Origin of the sequence: Mangrovivirga cuniculi, from assembly GCF_005166025.1 — a bacterium.
In the GTDB taxonomy this organism is placed as follows: domain Bacteria; phylum Bacteroidota; class Bacteroidia; order Cytophagales; family Cyclobacteriaceae; genus Mangrovivirga; species Mangrovivirga cuniculi.
In genome coordinates this window covers 1,180,001-1,203,020 of the sequence record NZ_CP028923.1, presented here as the reverse complement: position 1 = coordinate 1,203,020, position 23,020 = coordinate 1,180,001, and the positions used below count along the sequence as shown (strand labels likewise).

The window sequence follows — 23,020 nt, the reverse complement described above, 5'->3', positions numbered from 1 at the left end:
CAATTTTTCAACCTTACCTAGAATTATATGATCAATCACCAGCCGCATCCTTACCAGTACCTATAGGGACTTTAAAGTAAAAATTCAAAGATGAATTTCTTACTTTGTTTGACCCCATCTTCATAATATCCGTAAAGCCCTGATAATAATTTATACCTACACTCATACTCTTGGGGATAGGCTTTAACTTATAACCTACGCCAAACAATAATCCGATATCAAATCTTGTATATTGGTCCCGCGCATCTATTTCATAACTAGCATCACCTCCTCCAGTATCAACCTCAAAAACATCTTCAGCTCTATGTCTTAATCCAGCCTGAAAACCTCCTTCTAATAACCATCTGTTTTTAAAACGCTGCTGCCATAACACAGGAACATAGAAATAGCGGATTTTTTTTGTTAATTCCCCGTTTTCAAAAACTTCATCTAAATTATCATCGCCTGTTAAATAGGTAGACATTCCCTGAGCACCAACATTCGATTTAACAAGTACTCCGGTACTCAGATATGACGATTCCAGCATTTTGATATGAAAATAAAATCCCAGGTTAAAATTATTCAGGCCTTCAGCTCCTTCGACATTAGAAAGATAAGATCTGTTTATTCCAGCAACCAATCCAAACTCCAGCTTTTCTGTATTTAGCTTATCTCCTAACAACAATGATATTAACACTTGAGAGTTTGCCTGCCAGGAGAACAATGAAAATCCCAGAAATAAGACAAAAGGAACTATACGAGTTGATTTCATACTAACATTAATTTATGATATGAAATTCATTCATTAAAAAGCATTTACTGTATTGCTATTTATTCCGAAATGAACACTAACCTTAAATAATTATATAAGATATTGATTTTATCTTAAAAAAAAATAATTAGACTAGCATTTAATGTTAAGAGGCAATAAGAAAGGTTAAAAGCTTCTTTGGAGTAAAAAAACAGAATAAAAAAAGTCTTTCATATTGCTATGAAAGACTTTTGGATTTTGCTCCTCAGGTTGGGCTCGAACCAACGACCCCCTGATTAACAGTCAGGTGCTCTAACCAGCTGAGCTACTGAGGAATCTTTTTAATTTGTTTTCCCCTCAAATGGGAATGCAATATTAGTCGGCTTCTATCTTTTTTGCAACACTTCAAACAAAAAAATTTAAGAAAAATCCGAAGGTTTTTTACAACCCTCGGATTATCAGAAACTTATTCTTTATCCATAAATGGATATCTATAATTTGTAGGCGGAACCTGGGTTTCCTTGATTGTTCTCGGACTTATCCATCTCAATAAGTTAAGCATTGATCCTGCTTTATCATTTGTACCTGAAGCTCTGGCACCACCAAATGGTTGCTGCCCAACTACTGCTCCTGTAGGCTTATCATTGATATAGAAGTTACCTGCAGCGTTAACAAGCTTTTTAGTCGCAAGGTCAGCTGCATACCTGTCTTTAGAGAAAATTGCTCCTGTTAATGCATAAGGAGAAGTCTCATCGACCAATGTCAGCGTATCTTCAAAGTTTTCATCATTATAAAGATAAACTGTTACGACAGGCCCGAATATTTCTTCGACCATTGTAGTGTACATCGGATCCTGAGTTAATAATACAGTTGGCTGAATAAAGTATCCTTTAGAATCATCGTATTCACCGCCAACTACTACCTCTACAAGATCTGAAGCTTTTGCATCGTCAATGTATTTACTGATCTTATCGAATGCTCTTTTATCGATCACTGCATTAAAGAAATTCTCAAAGTCTTCAGGGCTACCCATTTGAATATCCTTGAAGTCTTCTTCGATATATCCTTTCACCTCATTCCACATGCTCTTTGGAAGATACACACGGCTGGCTGCAGAACATTTCTGACCCTGGAATTCAAATCCTCCTCTTACTATAGCAGTGGATACTTCTTTTGCGTTTGCTGAAGGATGGGCAACGATGAAATCCTTACCACCTGTTTCTCCAACAATTCGAGGATACGTTTTATATTTATCGATATTCTGACCGATAGTTTTCCAAAGCTGTCTGAATACGCCTGTTGAGCCTGTAAAGTGAAGACCTGCAAAATCGTGGTGGTTGAAAATCACATCTCCTGCTTCAGGACCATCTACCATGATCAAATTGATTACACCATCAGGTAATCCTGCTTCTTTGAATACTTCCATGATAACGTTAGCAGAATAAACCTGAGTATAAGCAGGTTTCCAGATAGCCACATTACCCATCATAGCAGGTGCAGAAGGAAGGTTACCCGCAATAGCTGTAAAGTTAAAAGGTGTAATTGCGAAAATAAACCCCTCAAGAGGCCTGTATTCCATTCTATTCCAAACACCTGGCATTGAGTCAGGCTGATCAGCATAGATCTGCTGCATAAAATAAACATTGAACCTTAAGAAATCAATAAATTCACATGCTGCGTCAATCTCTGCCTGGAATGCACTTTTAGATTGTCCCAGCATAGTCGCCGCATTGATCTTAGCCCTGTATGGACCAGCTAGAAGATCTGCCGCTTTCAGAAAAATTGATGCTCTTTGTTCCCATGACAGACTTGCCCATTGCTCTCTGGCATTTAAAGAAGCTTCTATTGCTCGCTCCACGTGGGAAGAATCGCCTTCATGAAAATGTCCAAGGACATGAGAATGCTCATAAGGAGGATTCATAGGGATTTTGTTTCCAGTCCTCACTTCTTCTCCGCCAATATACATTGGCACATCAATTTCCTGAGATTTCATTTCCTTTAACGCTGCTTTTAATTCAGCACGTTCAGGAGATCCCGGTGCATAGCTTTTTACCGGTTCGTTAGTTGGGTAGGGTATGTCGTATATTCCTTTTGGCATGTTACAATTAATTTAAATTTGTCCGCAAAGTTAACCATTGCAAAATTTAACACCAATTGATAACTAATTAATCATGCCTGTTGGAACTACAATATATTTTTAAGCTGGCTCAAACAGCTTATCTCATAACTTACTTCAGAATTGTGGCGGACTTTTTCGGGGTTAAAATACACAGCATCAACATTATACTGCATTGCTCCTTTGACATCTGCTTCCAGGTTATCTCCGATCATTAAGCTTTCTTCAGGTACTGCTTCAACATTTTCCAGAGCAAATCTGAAAATTTCTAAATGGGGCTTTTTATATCCCGTGCATTCTGAAGTTACTACCGATCGAAAGTATTCATTCAAGCCACTATGTTTTAATTTCGTCGCCTGAGTTTCTTTGAAACCGTTAGTTATTATGTGGAGATTATATTTTTCATTCAGATAATCGAGTATTTCAAAGGTATACTTTATTACAGCAGGTTTGGTCGGGCACCTCAACAAATATTCTTTCCCCAGCATTTCCGGAATTGCATTTTCTTCCACTCCCAATCGACTAAGAGACCTTTTAAACCTGACATCCCGGATAGTTTCTTTGTCAACAAGATTTTTATTGTACAAATCCCATAACTCAAAATTAACCTCCTCAAAAACCGAGATAAATTCATCAACCATAAAATCACCCAGATCACATAAACCAAACTCGAAGAATAGCTCTTTTAAAGTCACATGACTGTTTACCTGAAAATCCCAAAGGGTATGATCCAGGTCAAAAAATAAATGCTTATATGATTTCTTCATAAATCGGGATAAAGTTGTATACCTTTTAATTTATTCAACACCAACTCTCTGTTTTTGTACAACACCACGAAGGTATCCTTATCTTCTGTTAACTGAACATCTTTCTCCAGGTATGAAAATACCTGCTGAAGAATATCGAGAACTTCGTCTTTTATATAATAGAAAACGTACTTGTCATATCTTTTTGTTCCCACAAGTCCGGCATTCTTAAGATAAGACAAATGTCTGGACGTTTTTGTTTGAGTAAATGATAAAATAAGCTCAATATCTGTAATACACAATTCGCCATAATTAAGCATAAGATTTAAAATCCTTACCCTGGCGTCATCCGAAAGAGATTTAAACACCTGAACTCCGAAAGTCAGACTAAAATTCTTGAGCCTCATGATTTATCGAATTTTAACACAATATTATAAACACATAATAAGAGAAGTGCGTTAAGATTACTATCTTGCAAGATAACCAATGGTAAATAAAGTATTGAATTTTTCCAACGCATTTATATTAACAACATTACTTTCCCTTGCATTAATTTTCGGCTCTGAACAGGAAATTAAAGCACAGGACAGAAATGTAATTCAATTCTCAGGTATTATTATAGACACTGATTCTATCGGTATCCCCGGAGTTCACTTATATGTTCCCGGCACCGGAAGAGGGACCACAACCAATTACATTGGCTTTTTCTCTATGCCCACGCTTGCCGGTGATACTATTGTAGTCAGTGCTATTGGTTTCGAAAAAAAGAGAATAGTTATTCCTGCAAATGTGGAGGAGAATTATACTGTAAGAATTCAAATGAACGAAGACGTTACTCAGTTACCAGAGGTAACAGTTTTTCCATTACCAACCGAAGAATTATTTAAAGAAGCTGTATTAGCTCTTAACTTACCTGAAGAAAGAAATGCGATAGACTACAGGGACTTATATGGCGATAAAGCCATGGAGCAAATGCTACGCAATACTCCTTATGACGGAACCCTTAATTATCGATACATGCAAAACATTCAGTACGAACGTATGCATCAGCGATATGGATCCTGGTCTAACCCACTTCTTAACCCATTTAATTGGGCTAAGTTCATCAAATCACTAAAAAAAGATGATGACGACTAATTAAGCCGTCACCATTTTTTCTTTATTTTTATTTTGATTAGAAGCCGGTTTGAATACCTTCTGAAGAATTTTCTTAGTAATTAGGTATGTTGGTCTTACTCCTGCCATTCCCAGACTGCCTGAAGCAAGTGTCTTACCAGTCAATAATGGGTTATCAGAAGCGTAATATGCATACCTGACTATCACATCTTCCTTGATAAAGCCACGTATTTTAGAAGCAAGCTGAATGGCTTTCTGATAATGCGCTCCCTCCATCTCGAGACCGATACTCTTCCACGAGCTTTCTTTGAAGTATTGTAAAATATCTTTGTTTTGAAGGCTGGTTCCTAATACTGTTACCATAGGACCTTCATAAGCATCTGCTTTCTCATCTTTGAAATCTTCTGCCGTTAGATCATTCCTGAAAGGGTAATTATCAGTAGTTCCTTCAAATATATGTGCACTGGGTGTCATTATATCACCTTTATCTCCTTCCAGAATTCCTGCTTTACCCATGATAGATATTGAGGCAATGTTCATTTTTATCTCCTCTTCATCACGGTAATATGGCTTCAATAATTCATCCATTGTCTCAAAAGCCTGCTCACCAAAGGCATAATCCATTACGAAAATTACTGGTTTCTCCTGTTTAATGTATTTAGCATCAAGCCCCAGTTCTTCATGGACATTGGTCAATGGAAGTTTACTGGTATCAATTATCTGAACCGATAGATTAGTACCACTTCTGCTTTCTATGAATGTTAACCCGTTTTTGTTGGCATAAGAGTAGATGCTATTTTGTAGGGCTCCACTATCATCTTTGGCGATCTTTACGATCATATCATCAAAAGAAACTTCATCCTTTTTAAATTCAGATATTGCTGCCTTTGCATAAATGCTATTAACCACCGAGTGCAAATTGGCACTGATAATATGAATAGGGCGATCTAAAAGATCCTTCTTAGCTAAAACTGATTTGATTCTATCAGCCCATTGCTCTCCGTAAATGTGATGGCCAATTCGTTCTCTCAGAGTAGAAGTAAAACTAACCTCCCTGGAAACTCCATCCTCTTCAGATAAAATTGCCAGTTTACCCAGCCAGTAAACAACCTGGTATAGGCCGTTATTCTCAGCTCTGTTGGATTCAAGTCTTAGAAAGGCATTTTCTGTTTCCTCATAGGTTCGTCCTAACAAGGTTGACAGGTAGGTAAATGCGACCTCCCTATCATCTTTATTGAGCTTGCCACCTTTCCTTAATACTATATCTTCCAGTTTTTCCCATTCTCTCCTTTTTAACCCTTTTTCATTAGTTGCATTATTCTTGATCTTCAATGCTTCGTTATACATAAAGGTTAAGTGAGTCAGAATATCATAGATCTCAGAACGCCCCCTGGTAACCTCGATACACATCGTTTCACGATCTACCCGATAACAATTTCTTCGTCTTTTAGAGGGAATTATAACTTCAAAAGTACTATGTTCATACCCCTCTTCTGAAGTCAACTTAACAAATCTGCATTCCTCAATTCCTTTTGGTAACCTGTCAATAACATATACAAGTCCATCGAGCTCCACTTTTTCTGTCTCATTCATACTGCCGTAGATTTCCGGACTCAATACTCTCAAAGAATTCAGCAAAGCCTGGCCTGATGCCCCTAAAGGCTTATAATACCCCCGATAAAACAAATGCCTCATTACGATATAAAGTCGTTCGATGGCTTGTCTTGATTCTTGTGCTTTGGTTCTTTGAATTGTAGGTTTACTCATTAAGATTTATTTAAAGTGGTTAAAAAAAACCGCCTTGAATCGGCGGAACTGGATTTGAGATGTAAAATTACTAATAATAAATGGAATTTTCTTTACCAGAACCAGACAACTTATTCTGAATAATTAAAAAATATTATTTGGTTTACATTTCCACAACAAAAAAGTGCAACCAAAATAAATTGGTCGCACTTTAATAAAATCATGAATATTTCAATACTACAACTCGCTAATCTCTCTGATAATCTTCCTTGTTCTGATCATATGAGAAACTGAAATATAAAATATCTGCGACTTCCCGAATGATGAAAAATTATCGTCTTGTCCGAAAGACCTGCCTGAATAACTATCATCAAGGAAATCATTCAGATAATATTTAAATTTTACGCTTGTCCCTTTTGGAAACTGAAACCCGGCAAATACACTCGGTAGAAAAGGGTTGACTTTACCTGTAAACCATTCTGTATTCTTCGCTTCTTTATCCCCATCAATAAATAACTTTTCTTTATATGCAAAGGGGATTTCAATTTCTCCTCCACCAAAAAAGAATATACGTTCGTCAAAATTCCCAAGTTTAAAAGCCAGGGGAAAGCCTATTGTGTAGGCCCTTCTCTTTATTTTATTATCTGATTCAGTGTATGCAGGCTCATCTCTTGTTATCATACCGATATTCCGTAATGAACCTCCGATATACATTCCGAAATTATTATTAAAGTCAACATGCCATTCGTGGTTGACGTGAAAAACAGCACTAAACCTTACCGGACTTCCCAGGTCTACTCCGAATCTTTCTACGTCCGCAAACTGGAATATTAATTCACCACCTACCTTGTGGTATGTCTTATCGATTCTTTTTCGATAAATCTCTTCAACTTCTTCATCCTGGGCTCTTATCTCTAAAATTAAAAAGGATAGAAAAAATAATGATAATAATAATCTTGGCTTCATATTCAAATTAGTTTTGTGATAGATCTTAATATTATTCAGATGCAAAAGGAAATCAGATGGTTGCTTTTGTTAGTCAAGATTTTTTGATTTTATAATTTTTATTCCTGATTTTTTCATTTCACTCTTTGCTTCCTCAAAACCACTTTCATCAATCGGCCTGGTAAGATCTTCGATATAAAAAGTATTAAACCCTTCATCTATTGCATCCATCGCAGTGAAATAAACGCAAAAATCGCCTGCAAGCCCGCATATATACAAATCAAATACTTCCCTGTCTTCAAGGTATCCTGTTAAGCCTGTGTTTATCTCTTTAAAATTATCGTAAAACCCACTATAAGAATCAATCTTAGGGTTGGTTCCTTTTCTAATTATGGCCTGAACCTTATTTGTATTCAGGTCTCTTGAAATTTCTGCCCCTTTAGATCCCTGCACACAATGGTCTGGCCAAAGAACCTGCTCTTCATCATTATCTAAAGTAATCTTATCAAATGGTTCTTTTCCTTTATGACTACTGACAAAACTAAAATGACCATCAGGATGCCAATCTTGAGTAGCAACTATCAGGTCAAATTTATCTTGAATATCATTAATCCCATCTATTATCTTATCTCCATCGTGAACCTCCAAAGCTCCTCCCGGAAGAAAGTCATATTGAACATCAACAATTAATAATGTTTTCATAGCTTAGATGTCTTTTGGTTTTTAAGGTCTTGCCTTAGTTTTAATAAATTCTGGCTGATTCCAACTTTATATATATGTGGATTATTAAATCGTTTATGCTCATCCGGAAGACTGGACAAATTAGATTGAACTGCATCCTTCAATTCGTCGAGTGATCTTTTATCAAATGTTCTTTCGCCATTTTTCATTACCTGGTTAAGTAATTCCTTTCCTTCAAATCCTTTCAGCGACATTTCTTTATCTAATTCATAAGGGTGAATCATTTTTTCAGGAATTTTTTCGTCCAAAGTCGCAATAACATCTGCTACAAACTGTCCCTCATTGTTTGTAAATCTATGGACTCTTTTCATTCCGGGAAGGGTTAGTTTTTTGATATTCTCAGAAATTTTCAGTCTTGGCTTATTATCAGCATAGGCTAATTTATAAACGCCATCTAAAGCACTGTCTGGTTTACCTACCACAAGGTTAGTACCTACCCCGTATATGTCTATCGCTGAATTTTGCTCCTGTAAACTTTTTATAACTCCTTCATCGAGTTGATTAGAAGCCACAATTTTAACATCCTCCAGATCATTTTCATTAAGCATCTTTCTTGCTTCCCTTGATAAATATGCCAGGTCACCACTATCAAGCCTGATACCATTAAGTTCCTGCCCCCTACTCCGCATCTCTTTAGCAACTTTAATTGCATTGGGAAGTCCCGAGCGTAAAGTATCATATGTATCTACAAGCAAAACACACTTTTCCGGCCTCGCTTCAGCAAAATTTCTAAATGCGGTAAGTTCTTCATCATGGCTTTGAATATATGAATGCGCCATAGTTCCGGTTACAGGGATACCATAATACTTGCCTGCCAGGACATTTGACGTAGAATCAAAGCCTCCAATTACAGCAGCTCTGGATGCTTGCATTGCCCCCCATCCATGAGCCCTCCGCATACCAAATTCTGCAAGCGGCCTACCATTTGCCACATGCCTGATCCGTGCTGCTTTGGTTGCTATCAGGGACTGATAATTCATTAAATTTAGAAGCATTGTTTCGACCAGCTGAGCCTCGATCATTGGTGCAACCACACGGACAACCGGTTCCTGTGGAAAAACTACTCCGCCTTCCGGAACAGCGTATACATCTCCTGTAAATTTCAGCTTTTTGAGATACTTGAGGTAATCTGGTTTAAACCCTATGCTTTCCAAGTACTCAATTTCCTCTTTTGTGAACCTGAAGTTCTCAAGAGCTTCTATTACATCTTCCAGTCCGACTGTAATTACGTACCCGCCATTAAATGGAATTTTCCGGAAAAAATAGTCAAATGAGGCAATGTTTTCATGACGATTCTTTTCAAAATAGGCCTGACCCATCGATAATTGATATAAATCTGTATACAAATTTCCGTTTAGTCCTTCCATATTTCGTTTTTGCCTTTTAATAAATATACATTATCACCTTCAGAACTCATATTCATTAGCAACTAGATTTAATAAGTACCAGGAAATCGTATCTTTAATCTATGAAAGGAGATATTATTGATATTAAAGGACCAAAGATGTTTGCACTTCCGTTCAGATTGTTTGGAATCGTGCTGATCATCGTTGGAGTATATTATATCAACTCACAACCATTTATAGGTATTTTAAACGCAATTGCGGCCTTAATTGCTATTTTATCGTTTGAGGGAGTTGAAATAAACAGGAAAAATAAGACAGTTAAACGATATACCTCAGTTTTATTTATCAGAATTGGAAAGCCCCGAAAATACAAAATTGCAGATCATATCTATTATGTAAATACCCAAAGAGATGAAGGGAAAGGCATAATTAAACCCAAAAATAATTTCAAGGCTTACCTACATACTGAGAAAGATAATTTTCTATTATTAAAAGACTCAGAAGAAAATTCACTTTTACAAAATCTCAGAGTATTAGCTAAATTTTTATCTATTGAAGTAAAGAAAATATGAGTAAAGGTGAAAATAAAATAAAGGTTGGTATCTCAGGTTTCGGCAGGTCAGGAAGAGTTTTCCATGCACCAATAATTAATTCCTGTGGTGAAACTATTCTCTCAGCAATAAACACAAGTAGTGAGGATACCAGGGAATTCATAAAAGAAAACTACCCTCATGCTTCTGTATTTAATTCTTACGAAGACCTGTTAAATAGTGACATTGATCTGGTCGTGTTACCGTCTCCAAACGACACTCATTTCAAGCTTGCCCAAAAAGCCCTTGAGGCTGGAAAGAACGTTGTTATTGACAAGCCGATGACAGTTACTTCTACCCAGGCTTCAGAGTTGATTGAAATTTCTAAAGAAAGGAAATTATTATTATCCGTCTACCACAATCGACGATGGGATACTGACTTTCTTACTTTAAAAAAGGTCATATCAGAAAAAAGACTGGGAACTATCCATGAGGCAGAGATCACTTTTAATCGTTTTCGAGACTATCTAAAAGATGACTGGAGAGAAAAAGCAGTTCCCGGCGCAGGAATACTCTATGATCTGGGACCCCACTTGATAGATCAGGCACTTAATCTTTTTGGGATGCCTACTGAGTTATACGCAGATATAAGAAAAGAACGTCCCGAAGCAATTATTGAAGATTCCTTTTTGATCGTATTATACTATCCGAGACTGAAGGTGATTTTAAAAGCCGGAATGCTGGCTTCTTATGCTGGTCCTAAAATTTTAATTCAGGGATCAAAGGGAGCTTATCTGAAATTCGGACTTGACCCACAGGAAAATCTTTTGAAAGATGGTACCAAGCCGCAGGATTTGCCCGATTTATGGGGAAAAGAATCATACGAGAAATCACCGCTTATTATAAATCCGGATGGATCAAAGCAAAAAATCATCGCTATACCGGGAGATTACCGTGGATATTACTCAAACATTGCTCATGCGATAAATAATAAAAAAGATCCTGAAGTAACTGCCTTTGATGGGTATAACACCATAAAAATAATCGAGACGGCGTTTAAATCATCAAATGAGAAGCGAAATATCGAATTATAATTATCAGTTTCGATATTGATTTGACATTGTAGCAAGAATATAATTGATGTCTCGCTGGTGATGACCAAGCTGAAGCATAGACTTATTACATAAAAGGTCATCAACACTCAAAACAGAAACATGGACATTGTTTAATAATACCTGGCAGGCATCATAATACGCTTCGTGAAAATCAAGTCCTGGCGTTTCATTTAAAAGGTCAATCTTGGATTGGCCATAACCCAATTCGAGATACAGCGGTTTATGATACCGCATAAGGTGAAATGCCGCTTCAATGTACCCCATGTCATGTACTATTTTTATGAGCTTTTTTACATTGCTTTCCTCAGGCTTAAATAAAATATCCAGATCATCCGAAGAAGCTTCGATTCCATAAATCTTCATCGCTGTACCTCCGACTATAATAAAATCTACCTCAGCCATAGAAAGTTCTGCCAGGAAAACGCTTTGTTCCGGATCTAATTCAATAAAAGAATTTGGTGATATCGGTAAACTCATAAGACAAAGGTAGGTTTATTTTATTGGATTGAAAGAACTGATGTACTCTAAGATCAAATAATTCTTAAAAGTGCGGATGAAGTAATCATCTATATAATTTAATTTTACGTATGAATCAAAATAAAGGTGGCCATTCAGAAGCATATTTTGGAAATTATCGGGATTACTGGTGGAACGAAGATTTCCTTGAACTTATTGCCAACAGGCTTAATCTAAATCAGATGCATAAAGTGCTTGATGTTGGGTTTGGTCATGGTCACTGGAGCAAAAAGCTCATTCCCTACCTTGGTTCCCCTCTTAAATTAACAGGTGTGGACAAAGAAAGTAAGTATACGCAGTCTACTATTACAAACTTTAAAGAGAGCTTTGATAATGTTGATTCATTTGAAGTTATTCAATCTGACGTTTCAGAGCTGCCTTTTGAATCAGGGTCATTTGATATGGTAACTTGCCAGACCTTGTTAATTCATGTTCCGGATCCTGAGCGAGCATTAAAAGAAATGATCCGGGTATTAAAACCGGGAGGCCTGCTATTATGCGTCGAACCAAATAATGGCATCCAGGCATTGATCCAGACCTCACTTAGCAGGCAGGATAGCCTTGAAGCTCGCCTCGATCATGTTAAATATGCCATGATCGTCGAAGAAGGCAAAAAGAAATTAGGTCGTGGAGATAGTAGTTTCGGAGACCTGCTACCCGGCGTAATTAACAGAATGGGATTACAAAACATCCATGTTTATCAATCAGACAAAGCCATCCCATTATATCCTCCTTATAAAAAGCAAGAACAACGAGCAGCGTTGGATCAATGGGATGATGCTGGTATGCAGCAGCAGGAAGGATTATCTGACCTAACCTATTTTGAAGCGATGGGTACAAAATATCTTGATTTCTATAAAAGCTATCATATCAAATACAGCTTTGCAGATGCCCGACAGTCATATGCCCTTCAACACGGTGAATTTCATTCATCCGGTGGAGTATTGCTTTATTTAGTTAGTGGGATAAAACCTTGAGAATTTTAAATTATTCCGACCTCAAAATAACAGCAGGGTTTTCCGCCCCGGCTTTAATTAGCTGAATGAAAATATTTATTGCAATCACAGCTAAAATAAATGCTGGACCTATCAGAAAAATCCAAATATCAAGATCTATTCTGTAAACAAAGTTTTGAAGCCACTTTTCCATTCCAGAATAAGTTAACCAAAATGCCAGGGGTAATAATGGAAGTGTGATCAGTAAAAAGTCCTTACTTAACAACATCCCTAATGATTTAATACTTGCTCCATGAACTTTTCTCACAGCCAATTCTTTCTCTCTTGATCGTAAAGAATACGATATAACACCAAACATACCAATAAAGGCTATAAGTATTGCCAGGGCAGAAAATATATAGATCAATTTTAATTGATCTTGCTCAGCATTATAGAGATCGTTATACAAATCATCAAGGAAGCTATACTTTATCGGAAGACCGGGATAATTTTCATCCCATGCATCGATTATACCCGATAATGTTTGTTCGGTATTGCTACCATCTATTTTAACAAGGATATTATTAATCCATACCGGTTCGTTTATCATCACCAGGGGATCGACCTTATTCTTCAAAGTTTCCTGGTGAAAATCTTTAACCACTCCAACTATTGGCCCTTTTTGAAGCTTAATCTCACCGATACTCCAACTGAACATTCTTCCTATCGCTTCATTTGGATCTTCCCAGCCAATCATTTTCATAGCTGTTTCATTGATCAGATACTCTCTGGGAGCACGCTGCAAATACCCATAAACATCTGCATCTATTTCAGAAGAAATATCATTGCTTTTATATTGAGTAAAGTTTCTTCCGGCAAGTAGATCAAGGCCCATTACATCAATAAATGATTTATCCACCACCTGAATATCCATTGAAACATCATTGTTATCCTCAGCTATTTTGCCTTCTGCATATACCGGACCTGAATCTCTGATCTCACGTGAAGGAACTTCCATAGCAGTTGTAACGCCTTTGACTCCGGGCAATGCATTAAGATCGTTTCGATACTTATTCATTCTCCACTTTACAGCTCCGGGAATACCGGTAAGAGCAACCACCTGTTCTTTTTCAATACCAAGATTTTTATTGACTACGTATTTGAATTGGGAATTTGTTATTACCGCTATAGAAATGGTAACTATACATAAAATGACCTGGAAAGCTAAGAGAAAGTTTTTTGGGCTCCATTTTGAGTTATTATTAAACCCGGCCAAATTATTCTTAACGGCATCAGAAATTTTTTGAGAGGATAAAAATTTAGCAGGTAAATATCCGCCTGCTAACGAAATCAGAGGAATGAACACTATTAAAAATAGTATCAGTAGGAAAACCGAAAATTCTAAAACTACCAGGTCTTTGAAAAATGGCAGGGAAAAAGCAAGGATTAAAATAGATGCTAAAGCAGAAACTGACACTATAATTACTGATTCAAGTAAAAAATATAGCTTCAGATCTTTTTTGCTTGAACCCAGAAATTTTCTTATCCCAACCTCTTTAAGAGATTTAATTGATTGAGCAGTATTAAGATTGACAAAATTAACTACTGACATAATCAAAATCACCAGGCCAATAACAACAAATAAATAGACATAAGTTATATCACCATTCGGGGTTATCTCTCTGGCCAATCTGGAGTTAAGATGAATATCACCAATATTCTGTAGAGGGAATACTACATCATCCAGATTCTCATCCCCATATTGATTGATAAATGAAGCGATTTTTCTTTCGAGTATTTCTTTATCTGAGCCTTCTTTTAACAATAAATAAACATATGCCCAACCGGTCCTTTCTTCCTCCCTGTTTATCGAAGTTAGTAGATTAACTGGCAGGTGGGTATTTCCTGGCAGATCCTTAATAATACCGGTCACTGTGTACCTTATTTTTGTATCTCCATCTGCCTGGATTACAGTGATCTCTTTTCCGACAGGATCATTATCACCGAAAAATTTATTAGCTGTTTCTTGAGTCAAAACAACCGTGTTTGGTTTGGATAAGGCAGATTTATCCCCCTGAACAAGATCAAAATTAAAAACTTCAAACACCTCTTCATCAACCGAATAAGCATGTTCTAAAGAATATGAGCTGTTTCTAACCTGTATAGTTCTTGGATGGTAATCCTGAAATCTAACCAGGTGTTCTATCTCACCAAATTCATTCTTAAACCTGTTAACAATATCATTATTAACCCTGGCCCAGTGCATATCATATCCCGGCCTGTTTATATGCATTGTCAGCCTTTCTATGCTATCACTTTTCTTATGAAAAGAATCATAGTTTAATTCACTATAAACAAAAAGTCCAACCAGGAAAGATATTCCAAATCCGATTGATAATCCTGTTATATTTATAACTGAATACAGTTTATTTCTAAGGAGTTTTCGAAATACTATTTTTAATTGATATGCAAACATGAAAGTGGCAGGTAAATTGTTTAATCAAATATAATTCCTGATATAATTAGTTCGGTACTAAAGAATGTCAAAAAATGTGAATGCTAATCGTTAATAATTTGTAAATTATTTTAAATAAGGTCTTATTTGCCGGTTCAAGAAAAATAACCGTTGATGAAATACCCGATAATTTTATCCTTAATCATATTATTTCAATTTAACCTTAACGCTCAGACTTCTCATTTCTGGACACGGAATTATGGAAGTGAATCCATGTTGTTAAGTGGGTCTGTTATTGGAGGAGTATCAGATCTGGGTGCAGTTTATTATAATCCAGCCAGACTAGCATTAACGGAGAATCCTGCTTTTATACTTAGTGCCGATGTTTTCGAGTTAAATTCATATAAAATTGAAGATGCCGTAGGTAAAAGAGCTGACTTAAACAAAAGTTCTTTTGGAGGGGCTCCCAGCCTTGCCGCAGGTAGCTATAAAATTAAAAACTGGCCAAAACTGTTTTTTGCATATGCTGTATTGTTACGATACAATAATGATCTGGGCTTCACTTACAGAGAAGAAGTTACGGCTGATATATTTCCAGATGAGCCTGGCGACGAACTTTTTGAAGGTGAAGTTACTATTAATAATAAATCAAAAGATGAATGGTTTGGTGGCAGTGCAGCTTACTTGATCAACGACAATCTCAGCGTAGGAGTATCTTTGTTTGTATCCAATAGTACGACTGCCAAAGGTACAAATTATTCCCTCAGGGCACTTTCCAACGCAGGCGATGTCAGTATTTATGATTACAAAAGAAATTACAACATTGAAAGCTATGGATTAATCACTAAACTGGCAGTTGCATATTCTAAGAAAAAGTGGGATTATGGACTAACCCTGACGACCCCCCGGGCTCATGTTTTCGGTGATGCATCATATACCTATCAATTTTATTTTTCGACACCTCCGTCTTCAGATTTTGAAGACATATATGCTAATAGCTACCAAAGGGATCTTGATCTCAAAATCAAATCACCACTTTCTATAGGTATAGGAGCCACTTATAAATCAGATAAAAAAAGAAAGCTACATTTCAGCGCTGAATATTTCCATAGAGTAAGTCAATATCAGATCTTTAGTGTAACCCCACATCAAATGCAAAGTAAATCCGATTCCACGATATCTTTCAGGCTAGTAGATGAATACAAAAGCATTCTGAATGTTGGAATCGGTGCGGAATGGTTTATCAATGATAAGGTTACTGTATATGGTAGTTTTAGTACTGATTTTAACACTGCTCCTAAAGATGGTATCGGATTTATGAATCAGCGACCTATAGCTTCAAATTCCTCAGTTAATGCTGATTTTTTTCATTCAGCTGCCGGGGTCTTACTCTCTTTTAAAGGCGCTGATTTTACTTTGGGAGCTACTCACACCGGAGGGAAAACTGATTTTTCAAGACCTGTGAATATTCCTGATGGAAATGACTCAGGCCCAATCGTAGATACTGAGGATACCGGTAATTTGAGTTGGAACAGATGGCAATTTATCGTTTCTTTTTCAGTTCCTTTTCTAATGGATTATGCAAAAAAACTAGAGAATAAGTTACTTAATAAGGATGACGAAAATTAGGTCAGCTTTAGGTGTTCTGAAATAATTGGCCATAGATCTGAATTTTTCTTTTTAAATAATCCGAAGTGGCCAATCTTATCTTTTTTAAGATCAACCGGTTGGTAATGGATCCTTTCCACCACAGTATTTTCAAACTTTTCAGCAAGCCATTCTACAGAGTCTAATGGGGCATAATTATCATCTGAAAAGCTTATCGAAACAATCGGACTTGTAATTTCTTTAAAAAAAACTTCCTTCTCATGATCGATGAAATAATTCTTAGACCTGGACCATCTTGCCCATTCCAACGCAGCATTCGCAGGGAGATCCTCCATTGATGAAAACTTCCCGGGTAAATAACCATATAATTTAACGATTGAAGGAATTAGAACATACCAGTTGGCAATCATCTTAAGTTTTGAAAAGCCGTTCCAAAACCCGAAATAAGCACTTTGAGAAGCAATTAAAATGATTTTATCAATTTTATTAATATTAGGTATCAGTCCAACTAATTGCCCTCCAATACTATGTCCAAGATAATTAATGGTCTCAACTTTCAGGTCATTACTAATAAAATCGATGACATTTTTAATATCTTTTTTAGCCCATGCCGAAGCACTTCGGGATATCTTTTTAGGATGAATAGGAGTTGATTCACCCACACCCAGGTAATCCATTATAACTACTTTAATATTATGATTTTTTGCTATCCATTCTGCTAATGGTTGATAAAAAATCATTGGTACAGCATTAGCTGGAGCAACAAGTAGGCAACCTTTGAATTTCTCCCGCCCATTAAAGATTTTAATCTTTAAACCATTATCAAATATTTTTTCTTCATGCAAAAACATGTAATCTCTTTAATGATACTAACGAGCAATTTAGACTAAAATAATAGCAATAATATTATTCAAATCTGATTTTTAGAAGAAACAAACCTCTTAGCCCAGATTTTCTTTTTAAATCTAAAATTAATTCCTCCTATAAAAAATATGATTCCTGAAACTAAACCAACAACCCAAAAAAATGGACTTTCAGGAATTCGTGTAAGTATTTCTGAAGCTAGAGCAGCATAGAGACCAACTACAGACCAATACATAAAAGAGAAGTGTATATACAGATTTGGCTTTCTATACATAAAAGGAATCATTCCTAATATAATAGTGATTCCCGAAATAATCGCAGCAACATGAAATATCCCAAATCCATCAAATAATCTGTATATAAAAAAAGCAGTAAGATTAACTCCAATCATAGAAAATACATACAGATAACCTATTCGCTTATGATTGGAAGTCGCTTTTTTCATTATCAGAATGAGAGTACCTGTTATTAGTGCCAGTAATGCAAAAAACAAATGAACTTGCCCAAGATTGCTAAATGAATCTAACATTTCAATTACTCTTATTAATCAATAGTTTTCCTGTTATGATATAACAATAAATATAGTAAAAATCACAAACAATAACTTAAATAAAAACACTGACAGTAAGCGCCTTAACTACATTATCTAAAATAAGATTTGAATAAGTAAAGAGTATATATGACGAATATCATATCCATCTCAAATATTTGTCACTTTTAATCCACCAAATACCTGTTAAAATGCAGTCAAATAAAAAGAACAGAACAAATATTTAATTAAAGTCAATAGATATGAGGTATACCAGCAAAATAACAGCAATAGTACTCTCGCTCTTATTGTTGACTGCTTTTAACACAGAGTTAATGGCACAATATAAGGTGGACAGCAAAAGTTCAACACTTTCAATTTTTGGCACCTCTTCATTGCATGATTGGGAAATCGAAGCCAATACATTGCAGGGATCGGCAAATTTTGATGTTTCAGAAGGGATAGTAAAAGATATAAACAACCTGACTTTTGAAGTGGTAGTGAAAAGCTTAAAAAGTGGAAAGTCGGGAATGGATAATAACACTTATGACGCACTGGAGGCAAAGAACCACGACAAAATAACTTTTAAACTTAAAGAGGTGAATAAAATTACTCCTTTAAGTGGAGGTAAGTGCAAGATTGAAGCTTCTGGAGTATTAACTATCGCAGGGAATGCAAGAAATGTTAAAATGACCGTTACAGCTGACGCATCAGGATCCAAAGTAAATATTAAAGGTAGTTATTCTATGAAAATGACATCTTTTGATATCGATCCACCAACAGCAGTCTTTGGTACTATTAAAACCGGGGATGAAGTGAAAATAGAATTCAATGTTAATTATATAAAATAGACTTTACTAAATCATATTTCAATTATGAAACCACTAATTAAAATTTCGTTATTAGTAGGACTGATGTTCATAACAGTCAGTTCAGCGTTTGCTCAGTTTGAAAGAGAGCTTCCTAATTACCGATATAATGATAAAAGAGGCTTAAATGTATTTGAAGATCCAAAAGTTGACACAACTGATATTGAAGGAATAAGAGTTGTGATCGGAGGTGATTTTGCTATGCAATTTCAAAGTTTAAGCCAGGAAAATGTTTATGGATCAGGAGATCCTGATGATCTTGTTTTAGCTGACATGGGAACAAACTTCAACCTTCCTACAGCAAACTTAAACTTTGACGTTCAATTATATGATGGTCTACAAATGCACTTGAGAACTTATCTTTCTTCAAGACACCACGTAGAATCATGGATTAAAGGTGGACACTTGCAAGTAGATAACCTAAACTTCGTCCAGGAAGGATTTCTTGAAAACTTCATGGAAATGGCTAGATTTAAGATTGGTTTAGATGAAATCAACTATGGTGATGCCCATTTCAGAAGATCAGATAATGCCAGAGTAATTTACAATCCATTCGTTGGTAACTATATCATGGATTCATTTACCACTGAAGCTTATTTCGAGTTTTACTTATTACCAGGTAATTTCATCGGTATGCTTGGTGTATCAAATGGTAAATTAAATCAAAATGTTATTGTAAATGACAATACTGATAATGCTGCGTCTTTCTACGGCAAGGTAGGTTACGATAATTATGCCACTGACGGAGTACGATTCCGATTAACAGGATCATGGTATACAAACGGAGGTACTTCTACAGGAACTTACTTATACAATGGTGACCGTGCAGGTGGTAGATATTACGGAGTATTACAAAGTTTAGATGGCGGTAGCGATTTCGAACCAAGATTCGGTCCAAGATTCAGAGAGAATACTTCTTTCCAAATCAACCCATTTGTTAAAGTAGGTGGTTTAGAGTTCTTCGGTATCTACGAAAACATAAGTGATGGACAAAATGATGGATCATATAACCAGTATGCTGGTGAAGTAATCTACAGATTTGGAAACACTGAAAACTTTTACGTTGGAGGTCGATATAACCTGGTAAGTGGTGAACAAGCAGATGGTTTAGATACCAGAGATATCTCAAGATTAAATCTTGGTGCTGGTTGGTTCATGACTAAAAACGTAATTGTTAAATTCGAGTATGTTACTCAGGATTACAGTGGTGATGGCTGGAATGGCACTAAATACCAGGATGCAAGTTTCGACGGAGTCGTTCTTGAAGCAGGTATCAGTTTCTAAGATATCATCATAAAGTATAAATAAACCAATAAGTAGTGTATGTCGTTTTTGAATTCAATAATATTACTTTTAGTAATCGGATTGATCTCCACGAATTCAGAAAAGCCCGACATACACTACTTTATTATTGATCAGGCGGATTTTAAAGTTCATTGTAAGACGAACATAAACTCATTCACCTGTTCTACATCTGCAGATAATTTAAGCGATACACTTAAAGTTTACGTTTATAAAGATCAGTCAATCGCCAGATTTAATAATGCCAATATTCAGGTTCCAGTCCAATCATTTAATTGTGGAATCAAACAACTCACTAAAGATTTTCACGAAACATTAGATTCTGATAAATATCCCTATTTAAAAGTCAGAATTAATTTCATCAAAGCAAATAACACCTCTGATGATCTCACCGCAGAAATAACATTAAATATAGCCGGACAAAATAAGGAGTATAACTTCCCTATTGAACTTGCCAAAGAAAGTAATCAATATAATTGCGAGGGATCTAATACTATCTCACTTAATGATTTCGAGCTCGATACTCCTGACCGATTTTTTGGCATGGTTAAAGTACGAGAAAATGTAAGCTTAAAATTTAACCTTAAAGCCATAGAAGTCAATAACGTATATTGATTGACCAGCTCCTTCCACATTTAACATATCCCTTCTAACCTTAATGAAACAGTAATATGTTTGCTCAAAACATATGTGTTTCCTATCCATCATGATTTTCAGGGATCATCTGTTTAATTAGCTTGCATAAAGAATCATATTATAATTTATCAATAGATAAAAAAGAAGGAAGGTAGGAGAACGGAGGGCGTAGATTGGAGAGTGGGTGTGAGAGCGAGAGTGGAGATCAGTCGTCTTGGTAGGATAGAGCAAAAAAAGAGCCTCATCTGTTTAGACAAGGCTCCTTAATAATAAAATGGCGATGACCCATGACGATAAATGTCAGGGTCTGGTCTTTCTTTGAACTATAATAAAAAAACCCTGACTACTTTAGTTGTCAGGGTTCTAAATAATAAAATGGCGATGACCTACTCTCCCACATTTAACTGCAGTACCATCAGCGCTGAGGGGCTTAACTTCTTTGTTCGAAATGGGGAAAGGTGATCCCCCTCGCTATAGTCACCATAAACTCTTGGTCAGTTCTTTTACTGACACCAATATCTTTTGACATATCAAACACACAAGTAAACTTCAGATTTAAAATAATCATAAGTACATTAAGACTGGATCCTTAGGAGATCCCTGGAAAGTTACAGGTAATTAGTACTGCTCGGCTATGCTATCTCTAACTTTACACCTGCAGCCTATCAACGTCATCGTCTCTGACGTCCTTTAAAAGAAGCCTCATCTTGAGGGGAGTTTCGCGCTTAGATGCTTTCAGCGCTTATCTCTTCCGAACATAGCTACTCGGCACTGCAGCTGGCGCCACAACCGATACACCAGAGGTTCGTCCAACCCGGTCCTCTCGTACTAAGGTCAGGTCCTCTCAAGCTTCTAACGCCCACAGTAGATAGGGACCGAACTGTCTCACGACGTTCTGAACCCAGCTCGCGTGCCACTTTAATGGGCGAACAGCCCAACCCTTGGGACCTTCTCCAGCCCCAGGATGTGACGAGCCGACATCGAGGTGCCAAACCTCCCCGTCGATGTGAGCTCTTGGGGGAGATCAGCCTGTTATCCCCAGAGTACCTTTTATCCTTTGAGCGATGGCCCTTCCATGCGGAACCACCGGATCACTATACCCAACTTTCGTTCCTGATCGACTTGTAGGTCTCACAGTCAAGCACCCTTATGCTATTGCGCTCTACGCACGATTACCAACCGTGCTGAGGGTACCTTTGGAAGCCTCCGATACTTTTTTGGAGGCGACCACCCCAGTCAAACTACCCACCACACACTGTCCCCGTCTAACGGGTTAGATATCACGTAAACAAAGGCCGGTATTTCAACAACGGCTCCACCACGCCTGGCGACGCAGCTTCAAAGCCTCCCGGCTATCCTACACATCGTTTACACAATACCAATGTGAAGCTATAGTAAAGGTTCATGGGGTCTTTCCGTCCCACTGCGGGTAAACGGCATCTTCACCGTTACTACAATTTCACCGAGCTCGTGGCCGAGACAGTGCCCAGATCGTTACACCATTCGTGCAGGTCGGAACTTACCCGACAAGGAATTTCGCTACCTTAGGACCGTTATAGTTACGGCCGCCGTTTACCGGGGCTTCAGTTCAACGCTTCGCCGAAGCTAACGTCCCCCCTTAACCTTCCGGCACCGGGCAGGTGTCAGGCCCTATACTTAACCTTTCGGTGTCGCAGAGCCATGTGTTTTTGTTAAACAGTCGCCTGGGCCTCTTCACTGCGGCTTCTCACCCGAAGGTGAGGAAGCACCCCTTCTCCCGAAGTTACAGGGTCATTTTGCCTAGTTCCTTAGCCACGAATCACTCGAGCACCTTAGGATACTCTCCTCAGCTACCTGTGTCGGTTTACGGTACAGGCTGCGTATACATATGCTTAGAGGTTTTTCTTGGAAGTCTGATTACGGTCACTATCTGCGCTCCCGAAGGATTGCAGTACTATCACATTCAGCTATCGGTGCGGATTTGCCTACACCAACATTACCTACATGCTTTAACGTGCTATTCCGTCAGCACGCGGACCTGTCACTACTCCGTCTCCCCATCACTCTATACGCAGGTATCGGAATATTAACCGATTTGCCATCGACTACCCCTCTCGGGTTCGCCTTAGGTCCTGACTAACCCATGGCTGATTAGCATTGCCATGGAATCCTTAGCTTTGCGGTGGACGGGTTTCT

Annotated in this window: 20 protein-coding genes, 1 tRNA gene and 2 rRNA genes (1 of these 23 only partly in view); 8 read left to right on the top strand and 15 right to left on the bottom strand. The window is 37.2% G+C overall.

The window, feature by feature from the left end:
* Positions 1 to 31 precede the first annotated feature (31 nt).
* From DCC35_RS05530 to DCC35_RS05510, 5 genes are all read right to left on the bottom strand, one after another.
* A complete protein-coding gene (locus DCC35_RS05530) occupies positions 32 to 751 on the bottom strand; it encodes an outer membrane beta-barrel protein (RefSeq protein ID WP_137089844.1) in 720 nt (239 codons plus the stop codon).
* Between the two features lie 240 nt (positions 752 to 991).
* Positions 992 to 1,065, bottom strand: a tRNA-Asn gene (locus DCC35_RS05525).
* A gap of 131 nt (positions 1,066 to 1,196) precedes the next feature.
* Positions 1,197 to 2,828: an L-glutamate gamma-semialdehyde dehydrogenase gene (gene pruA / locus DCC35_RS05520; RefSeq protein WP_137089843.1), complete on the bottom strand. Its 1,632-nt coding sequence runs from the start codon at positions 2,826 to 2,828 to the stop codon at positions 1,197 to 1,199.
* Between the two features lie 86 nt (positions 2,829 to 2,914).
* Positions 2,915 to 3,613, bottom strand: coding sequence for a YjjG family noncanonical pyrimidine nucleotidase (locus DCC35_RS05515; RefSeq protein ID WP_137089842.1), 699 nt, complete (start codon positions 3,611 to 3,613; stop codon positions 2,915 to 2,917).
* Positions 3,610 to 3,999: an ArsR/SmtB family transcription factor gene (locus tag DCC35_RS05510; protein WP_137089841.1), complete on the bottom strand. Its 390-nt coding sequence runs from the start codon at positions 3,997 to 3,999 to the stop codon at positions 3,610 to 3,612. The genes DCC35_RS05515 and DCC35_RS05510 overlap by 4 nt, the downstream gene beginning before the upstream one ends.
* A gap of 79 nt (positions 4,000 to 4,078) precedes the next feature.
* On the opposite strand from DCC35_RS05510, the gene DCC35_RS05505 reads away from it, so the two are divergent.
* A complete protein-coding gene (locus tag DCC35_RS05505; RefSeq protein ID WP_137089840.1) occupies positions 4,079 to 4,729 on the top strand; it encodes a carboxypeptidase-like regulatory domain-containing protein in 651 nt (216 codons plus the stop codon).
* Here DCC35_RS05505 and DCC35_RS05500 read toward each other — a convergent pair whose 3' ends face one another.
* From DCC35_RS05500 to DCC35_RS05485, 4 genes are all read right to left on the bottom strand, one after another.
* Positions 4,730 to 6,475, bottom strand: coding sequence for a DUF6909 family protein (locus DCC35_RS05500; RefSeq protein WP_137089839.1), 1,746 nt, complete (start codon positions 6,473 to 6,475; stop codon positions 4,730 to 4,732). It abuts the gene before it with no gap.
* A gap of 216 nt (positions 6,476 to 6,691) precedes the next feature.
* Positions 6,692 to 7,420, bottom strand: coding sequence for a hypothetical protein (locus tag DCC35_RS05495; RefSeq protein ID WP_137089838.1), 729 nt, complete (start codon positions 7,418 to 7,420; stop codon positions 6,692 to 6,694).
* Positions 7,421 to 7,489: 69 nt separating this feature from the next.
* Positions 7,490 to 8,101 carry a bifunctional nicotinamidase/pyrazinamidase gene (gene pncA / locus DCC35_RS05490; RefSeq protein WP_137089837.1) on the bottom strand — a complete coding sequence of 204 codons (612 nt, stop codon included), beginning with the start codon at positions 8,099 to 8,101 and terminating at the stop codon, positions 7,490 to 7,492.
* Positions 8,098 to 9,507 carry a nicotinate phosphoribosyltransferase gene (locus tag DCC35_RS05485; RefSeq protein ID WP_137089836.1) on the bottom strand — a complete coding sequence of 470 codons (1,410 nt, stop codon included), beginning with the start codon at positions 9,505 to 9,507 and terminating at the stop codon, positions 8,098 to 8,100. The genes pncA and DCC35_RS05485 overlap by 4 nt, the downstream gene beginning before the upstream one ends.
* A 101-nt stretch (positions 9,508 to 9,608) precedes the next feature.
* On the opposite strand from DCC35_RS05485, the gene DCC35_RS05480 reads away from it, so the two are divergent.
* Both DCC35_RS05480 and DCC35_RS05475 read left to right on the top strand, forming a co-directional pair.
* Entirely contained in the window at positions 9,609 to 10,058 is a 450-nt protein-coding gene (locus tag DCC35_RS05480) for a hypothetical protein (protein ID WP_137089835.1), read from the top strand.
* Positions 10,055 to 11,110, top strand: coding sequence for an oxidoreductase (locus DCC35_RS05475; RefSeq protein WP_137089834.1), 1,056 nt, complete (start codon positions 10,055 to 10,057; stop codon positions 11,108 to 11,110). Before DCC35_RS05480 ends, DCC35_RS05475 begins: the two co-directional genes overlap by 4 nt.
* A 3-nt stretch (positions 11,111 to 11,113) precedes the next feature.
* Here DCC35_RS05475 and DCC35_RS05470 read toward each other — a convergent pair whose 3' ends face one another.
* Positions 11,114 to 11,608, bottom strand: coding sequence for a hypothetical protein (locus tag DCC35_RS05470; RefSeq protein WP_137089833.1), 495 nt, complete (start codon positions 11,606 to 11,608; stop codon positions 11,114 to 11,116).
* A gap of 110 nt (positions 11,609 to 11,718) precedes the next feature.
* On the opposite strand from DCC35_RS05470, the gene DCC35_RS05465 reads away from it, so the two are divergent.
* The gene (locus DCC35_RS05465) at positions 11,719 to 12,624 is read left to right on the top strand and encodes a class I SAM-dependent methyltransferase (protein WP_137089832.1); all 906 of its coding nucleotides are present in this window, start codon (positions 11,719 to 11,721) and stop codon (positions 12,622 to 12,624) included.
* A 10-nt stretch (positions 12,625 to 12,634) separates the two neighbouring features.
* Here the strand turns inward: DCC35_RS05465 and DCC35_RS05460 are convergent, their stop codons facing one another.
* Complete coding sequence (locus DCC35_RS05460; RefSeq protein WP_137089831.1) at positions 12,635 to 15,058, bottom strand: ABC transporter permease; 2,424 nt, start codon at positions 15,056 to 15,058, stop codon at positions 12,635 to 12,637.
* Positions 15,059 to 15,211: 153 nt separating this feature from the next.
* On the opposite strand from DCC35_RS05460, the gene DCC35_RS05455 reads away from it, so the two are divergent.
* A complete protein-coding gene (locus DCC35_RS05455) occupies positions 15,212 to 16,666 on the top strand; it encodes an OmpP1/FadL family transporter (RefSeq protein WP_137089830.1) in 1,455 nt (484 codons plus the stop codon).
* Here DCC35_RS05455 and DCC35_RS05450 read toward each other — a convergent pair.
* On the bottom strand, positions 16,663 to 17,490 hold the full coding sequence (locus tag DCC35_RS05450; protein ID WP_217495917.1) for an alpha/beta hydrolase family protein: 828 nt from the start codon (positions 17,488 to 17,490) through the stop codon (positions 16,663 to 16,665). The two genes, DCC35_RS05455 and DCC35_RS05450, sit on opposite strands and share 4 nt — an antisense overlap.
* A 65-nt stretch (positions 17,491 to 17,555) precedes the next feature.
* On the bottom strand, positions 17,556 to 18,038 hold the full coding sequence (locus DCC35_RS05445) for a DUF2306 domain-containing protein (RefSeq protein ID WP_137089828.1): 483 nt from the start codon (positions 18,036 to 18,038) through the stop codon (positions 17,556 to 17,558).
* 335 nt (positions 18,039 to 18,373) lie between these two features.
* On the opposite strand from DCC35_RS05445, the gene DCC35_RS05440 reads away from it, so the two are divergent.
* Genes DCC35_RS05440 through DCC35_RS05430 form a run of 3 tightly spaced genes read left to right on the top strand, consistent with a single transcriptional unit; the run spans position 18,374 to position 20,824 of the window.
* Positions 18,374 to 18,889: a YceI family protein gene (locus DCC35_RS05440; protein WP_175402724.1), complete on the top strand. Its 516-nt coding sequence runs from the start codon at positions 18,374 to 18,376 to the stop codon at positions 18,887 to 18,889.
* Between the two features lie 24 nt (positions 18,890 to 18,913).
* The gene (locus tag DCC35_RS05435) at positions 18,914 to 20,191 is read left to right on the top strand and encodes a porin (RefSeq protein WP_137089826.1); all 1,278 of its coding nucleotides are present in this window, start codon (positions 18,914 to 18,916) and stop codon (positions 20,189 to 20,191) included.
* Between the two features lie 39 nt (positions 20,192 to 20,230).
* Positions 20,231 to 20,824, top strand: a complete 594-nt coding sequence (locus DCC35_RS05430; protein ID WP_137089825.1) for a YceI family protein — start codon at positions 20,231 to 20,233, stop codon at positions 20,822 to 20,824.
* A gap of 394 nt (positions 20,825 to 21,218) precedes the next feature.
* Here the strand turns inward: DCC35_RS05430 and rrf are convergent.
* Together rrf and DCC35_RS05420 are read right to left on the bottom strand one after the other, a co-directional pair.
* Positions 21,219 to 21,330: ribosomal RNA gene (gene rrf / locus DCC35_RS05425) — 5S ribosomal RNA — on the bottom strand.
* A gap of 114 nt (positions 21,331 to 21,444) precedes the next feature.
* Positions 21,445 to 23,020, bottom strand: a 23S ribosomal RNA gene (locus tag DCC35_RS05420); it runs 1,314 nt beyond the window's last position.

What these genes read in the sequence shown, in the direction of transcription:
- DCC35_RS05530 (WP_137089844.1), bottom strand. Translation starts at nt 751, where the DNA reads ATGAAATCAACTCGTATAGTTCCTTTTGTCTTATTTCTGGGATTTTCA.
- pruA (WP_137089843.1), bottom strand. Translation starts at nt 2,828, where the DNA reads ATGCCAAAAGGAATATACGACATACCCTACCCAACTAACGAACCGGTA.
- DCC35_RS05515 (WP_137089842.1), bottom strand. Translation starts at nt 3,613, where the DNA reads ATGAAGAAATCATATAAGCATTTATTTTTTGACCTGGATCATACCCTT.
- DCC35_RS05510 (WP_137089841.1), bottom strand. Translation starts at nt 3,999, where the DNA reads ATGAGGCTCAAGAATTTTAGTCTGACTTTCGGAGTTCAGGTGTTTAAA.
- DCC35_RS05505 (WP_137089840.1), top strand. Translation starts at nt 4,079, where the DNA reads ATGGTAAATAAAGTATTGAATTTTTCCAACGCATTTATATTAACAACA.
- DCC35_RS05500 (WP_137089839.1), bottom strand. Translation starts at nt 6,475, where the DNA reads ATGAGTAAACCTACAATTCAAAGAACCAAAGCACAAGAATCAAGACAA.
- DCC35_RS05495 (WP_137089838.1), bottom strand. Translation starts at nt 7,420, where the DNA reads ATGAAGCCAAGATTATTATTATCATTATTTTTTCTATCCTTTTTAATT.
- pncA (WP_137089837.1), bottom strand. Translation starts at nt 8,101, where the DNA reads ATGAAAACATTATTAATTGTTGATGTTCAATATGACTTTCTTCCGGGA.
- DCC35_RS05485 (WP_137089836.1), bottom strand. Translation starts at nt 9,507, where the DNA reads ATGGAAGGACTAAACGGAAATTTGTATACAGATTTATATCAATTATCG.
- DCC35_RS05480 (WP_137089835.1), top strand. Translation starts at nt 9,609, where the DNA reads ATGAAAGGAGATATTATTGATATTAAAGGACCAAAGATGTTTGCACTT.
- DCC35_RS05475 (WP_137089834.1), top strand. Translation starts at nt 10,055, where the DNA reads ATGAGTAAAGGTGAAAATAAAATAAAGGTTGGTATCTCAGGTTTCGGC.
- DCC35_RS05470 (WP_137089833.1), bottom strand. Translation starts at nt 11,608, where the DNA reads ATGAGTTTACCGATATCACCAAATTCTTTTATTGAATTAGATCCGGAA.
- DCC35_RS05465 (WP_137089832.1), top strand. Translation starts at nt 11,719, where the DNA reads ATGAATCAAAATAAAGGTGGCCATTCAGAAGCATATTTTGGAAATTAT.
- DCC35_RS05460 (WP_137089831.1), bottom strand. Translation starts at nt 15,058, where the DNA reads ATGTTTGCATATCAATTAAAAATAGTATTTCGAAAACTCCTTAGAAAT.
- DCC35_RS05455 (WP_137089830.1), top strand. Translation starts at nt 15,212, where the DNA reads ATGAAATACCCGATAATTTTATCCTTAATCATATTATTTCAATTTAAC.
- DCC35_RS05445 (WP_137089828.1), bottom strand. Translation starts at nt 18,038, where the DNA reads ATGTTAGATTCATTTAGCAATCTTGGGCAAGTTCATTTGTTTTTTGCA.
- DCC35_RS05440 (WP_175402724.1), top strand. Translation starts at nt 18,374, where the DNA reads ATGGCACAATATAAGGTGGACAGCAAAAGTTCAACACTTTCAATTTTT.
- DCC35_RS05435 (WP_137089826.1), top strand. Translation starts at nt 18,914, where the DNA reads ATGAAACCACTAATTAAAATTTCGTTATTAGTAGGACTGATGTTCATA.
- DCC35_RS05430 (WP_137089825.1), top strand. Translation starts at nt 20,231, where the DNA reads ATGTCGTTTTTGAATTCAATAATATTACTTTTAGTAATCGGATTGATC.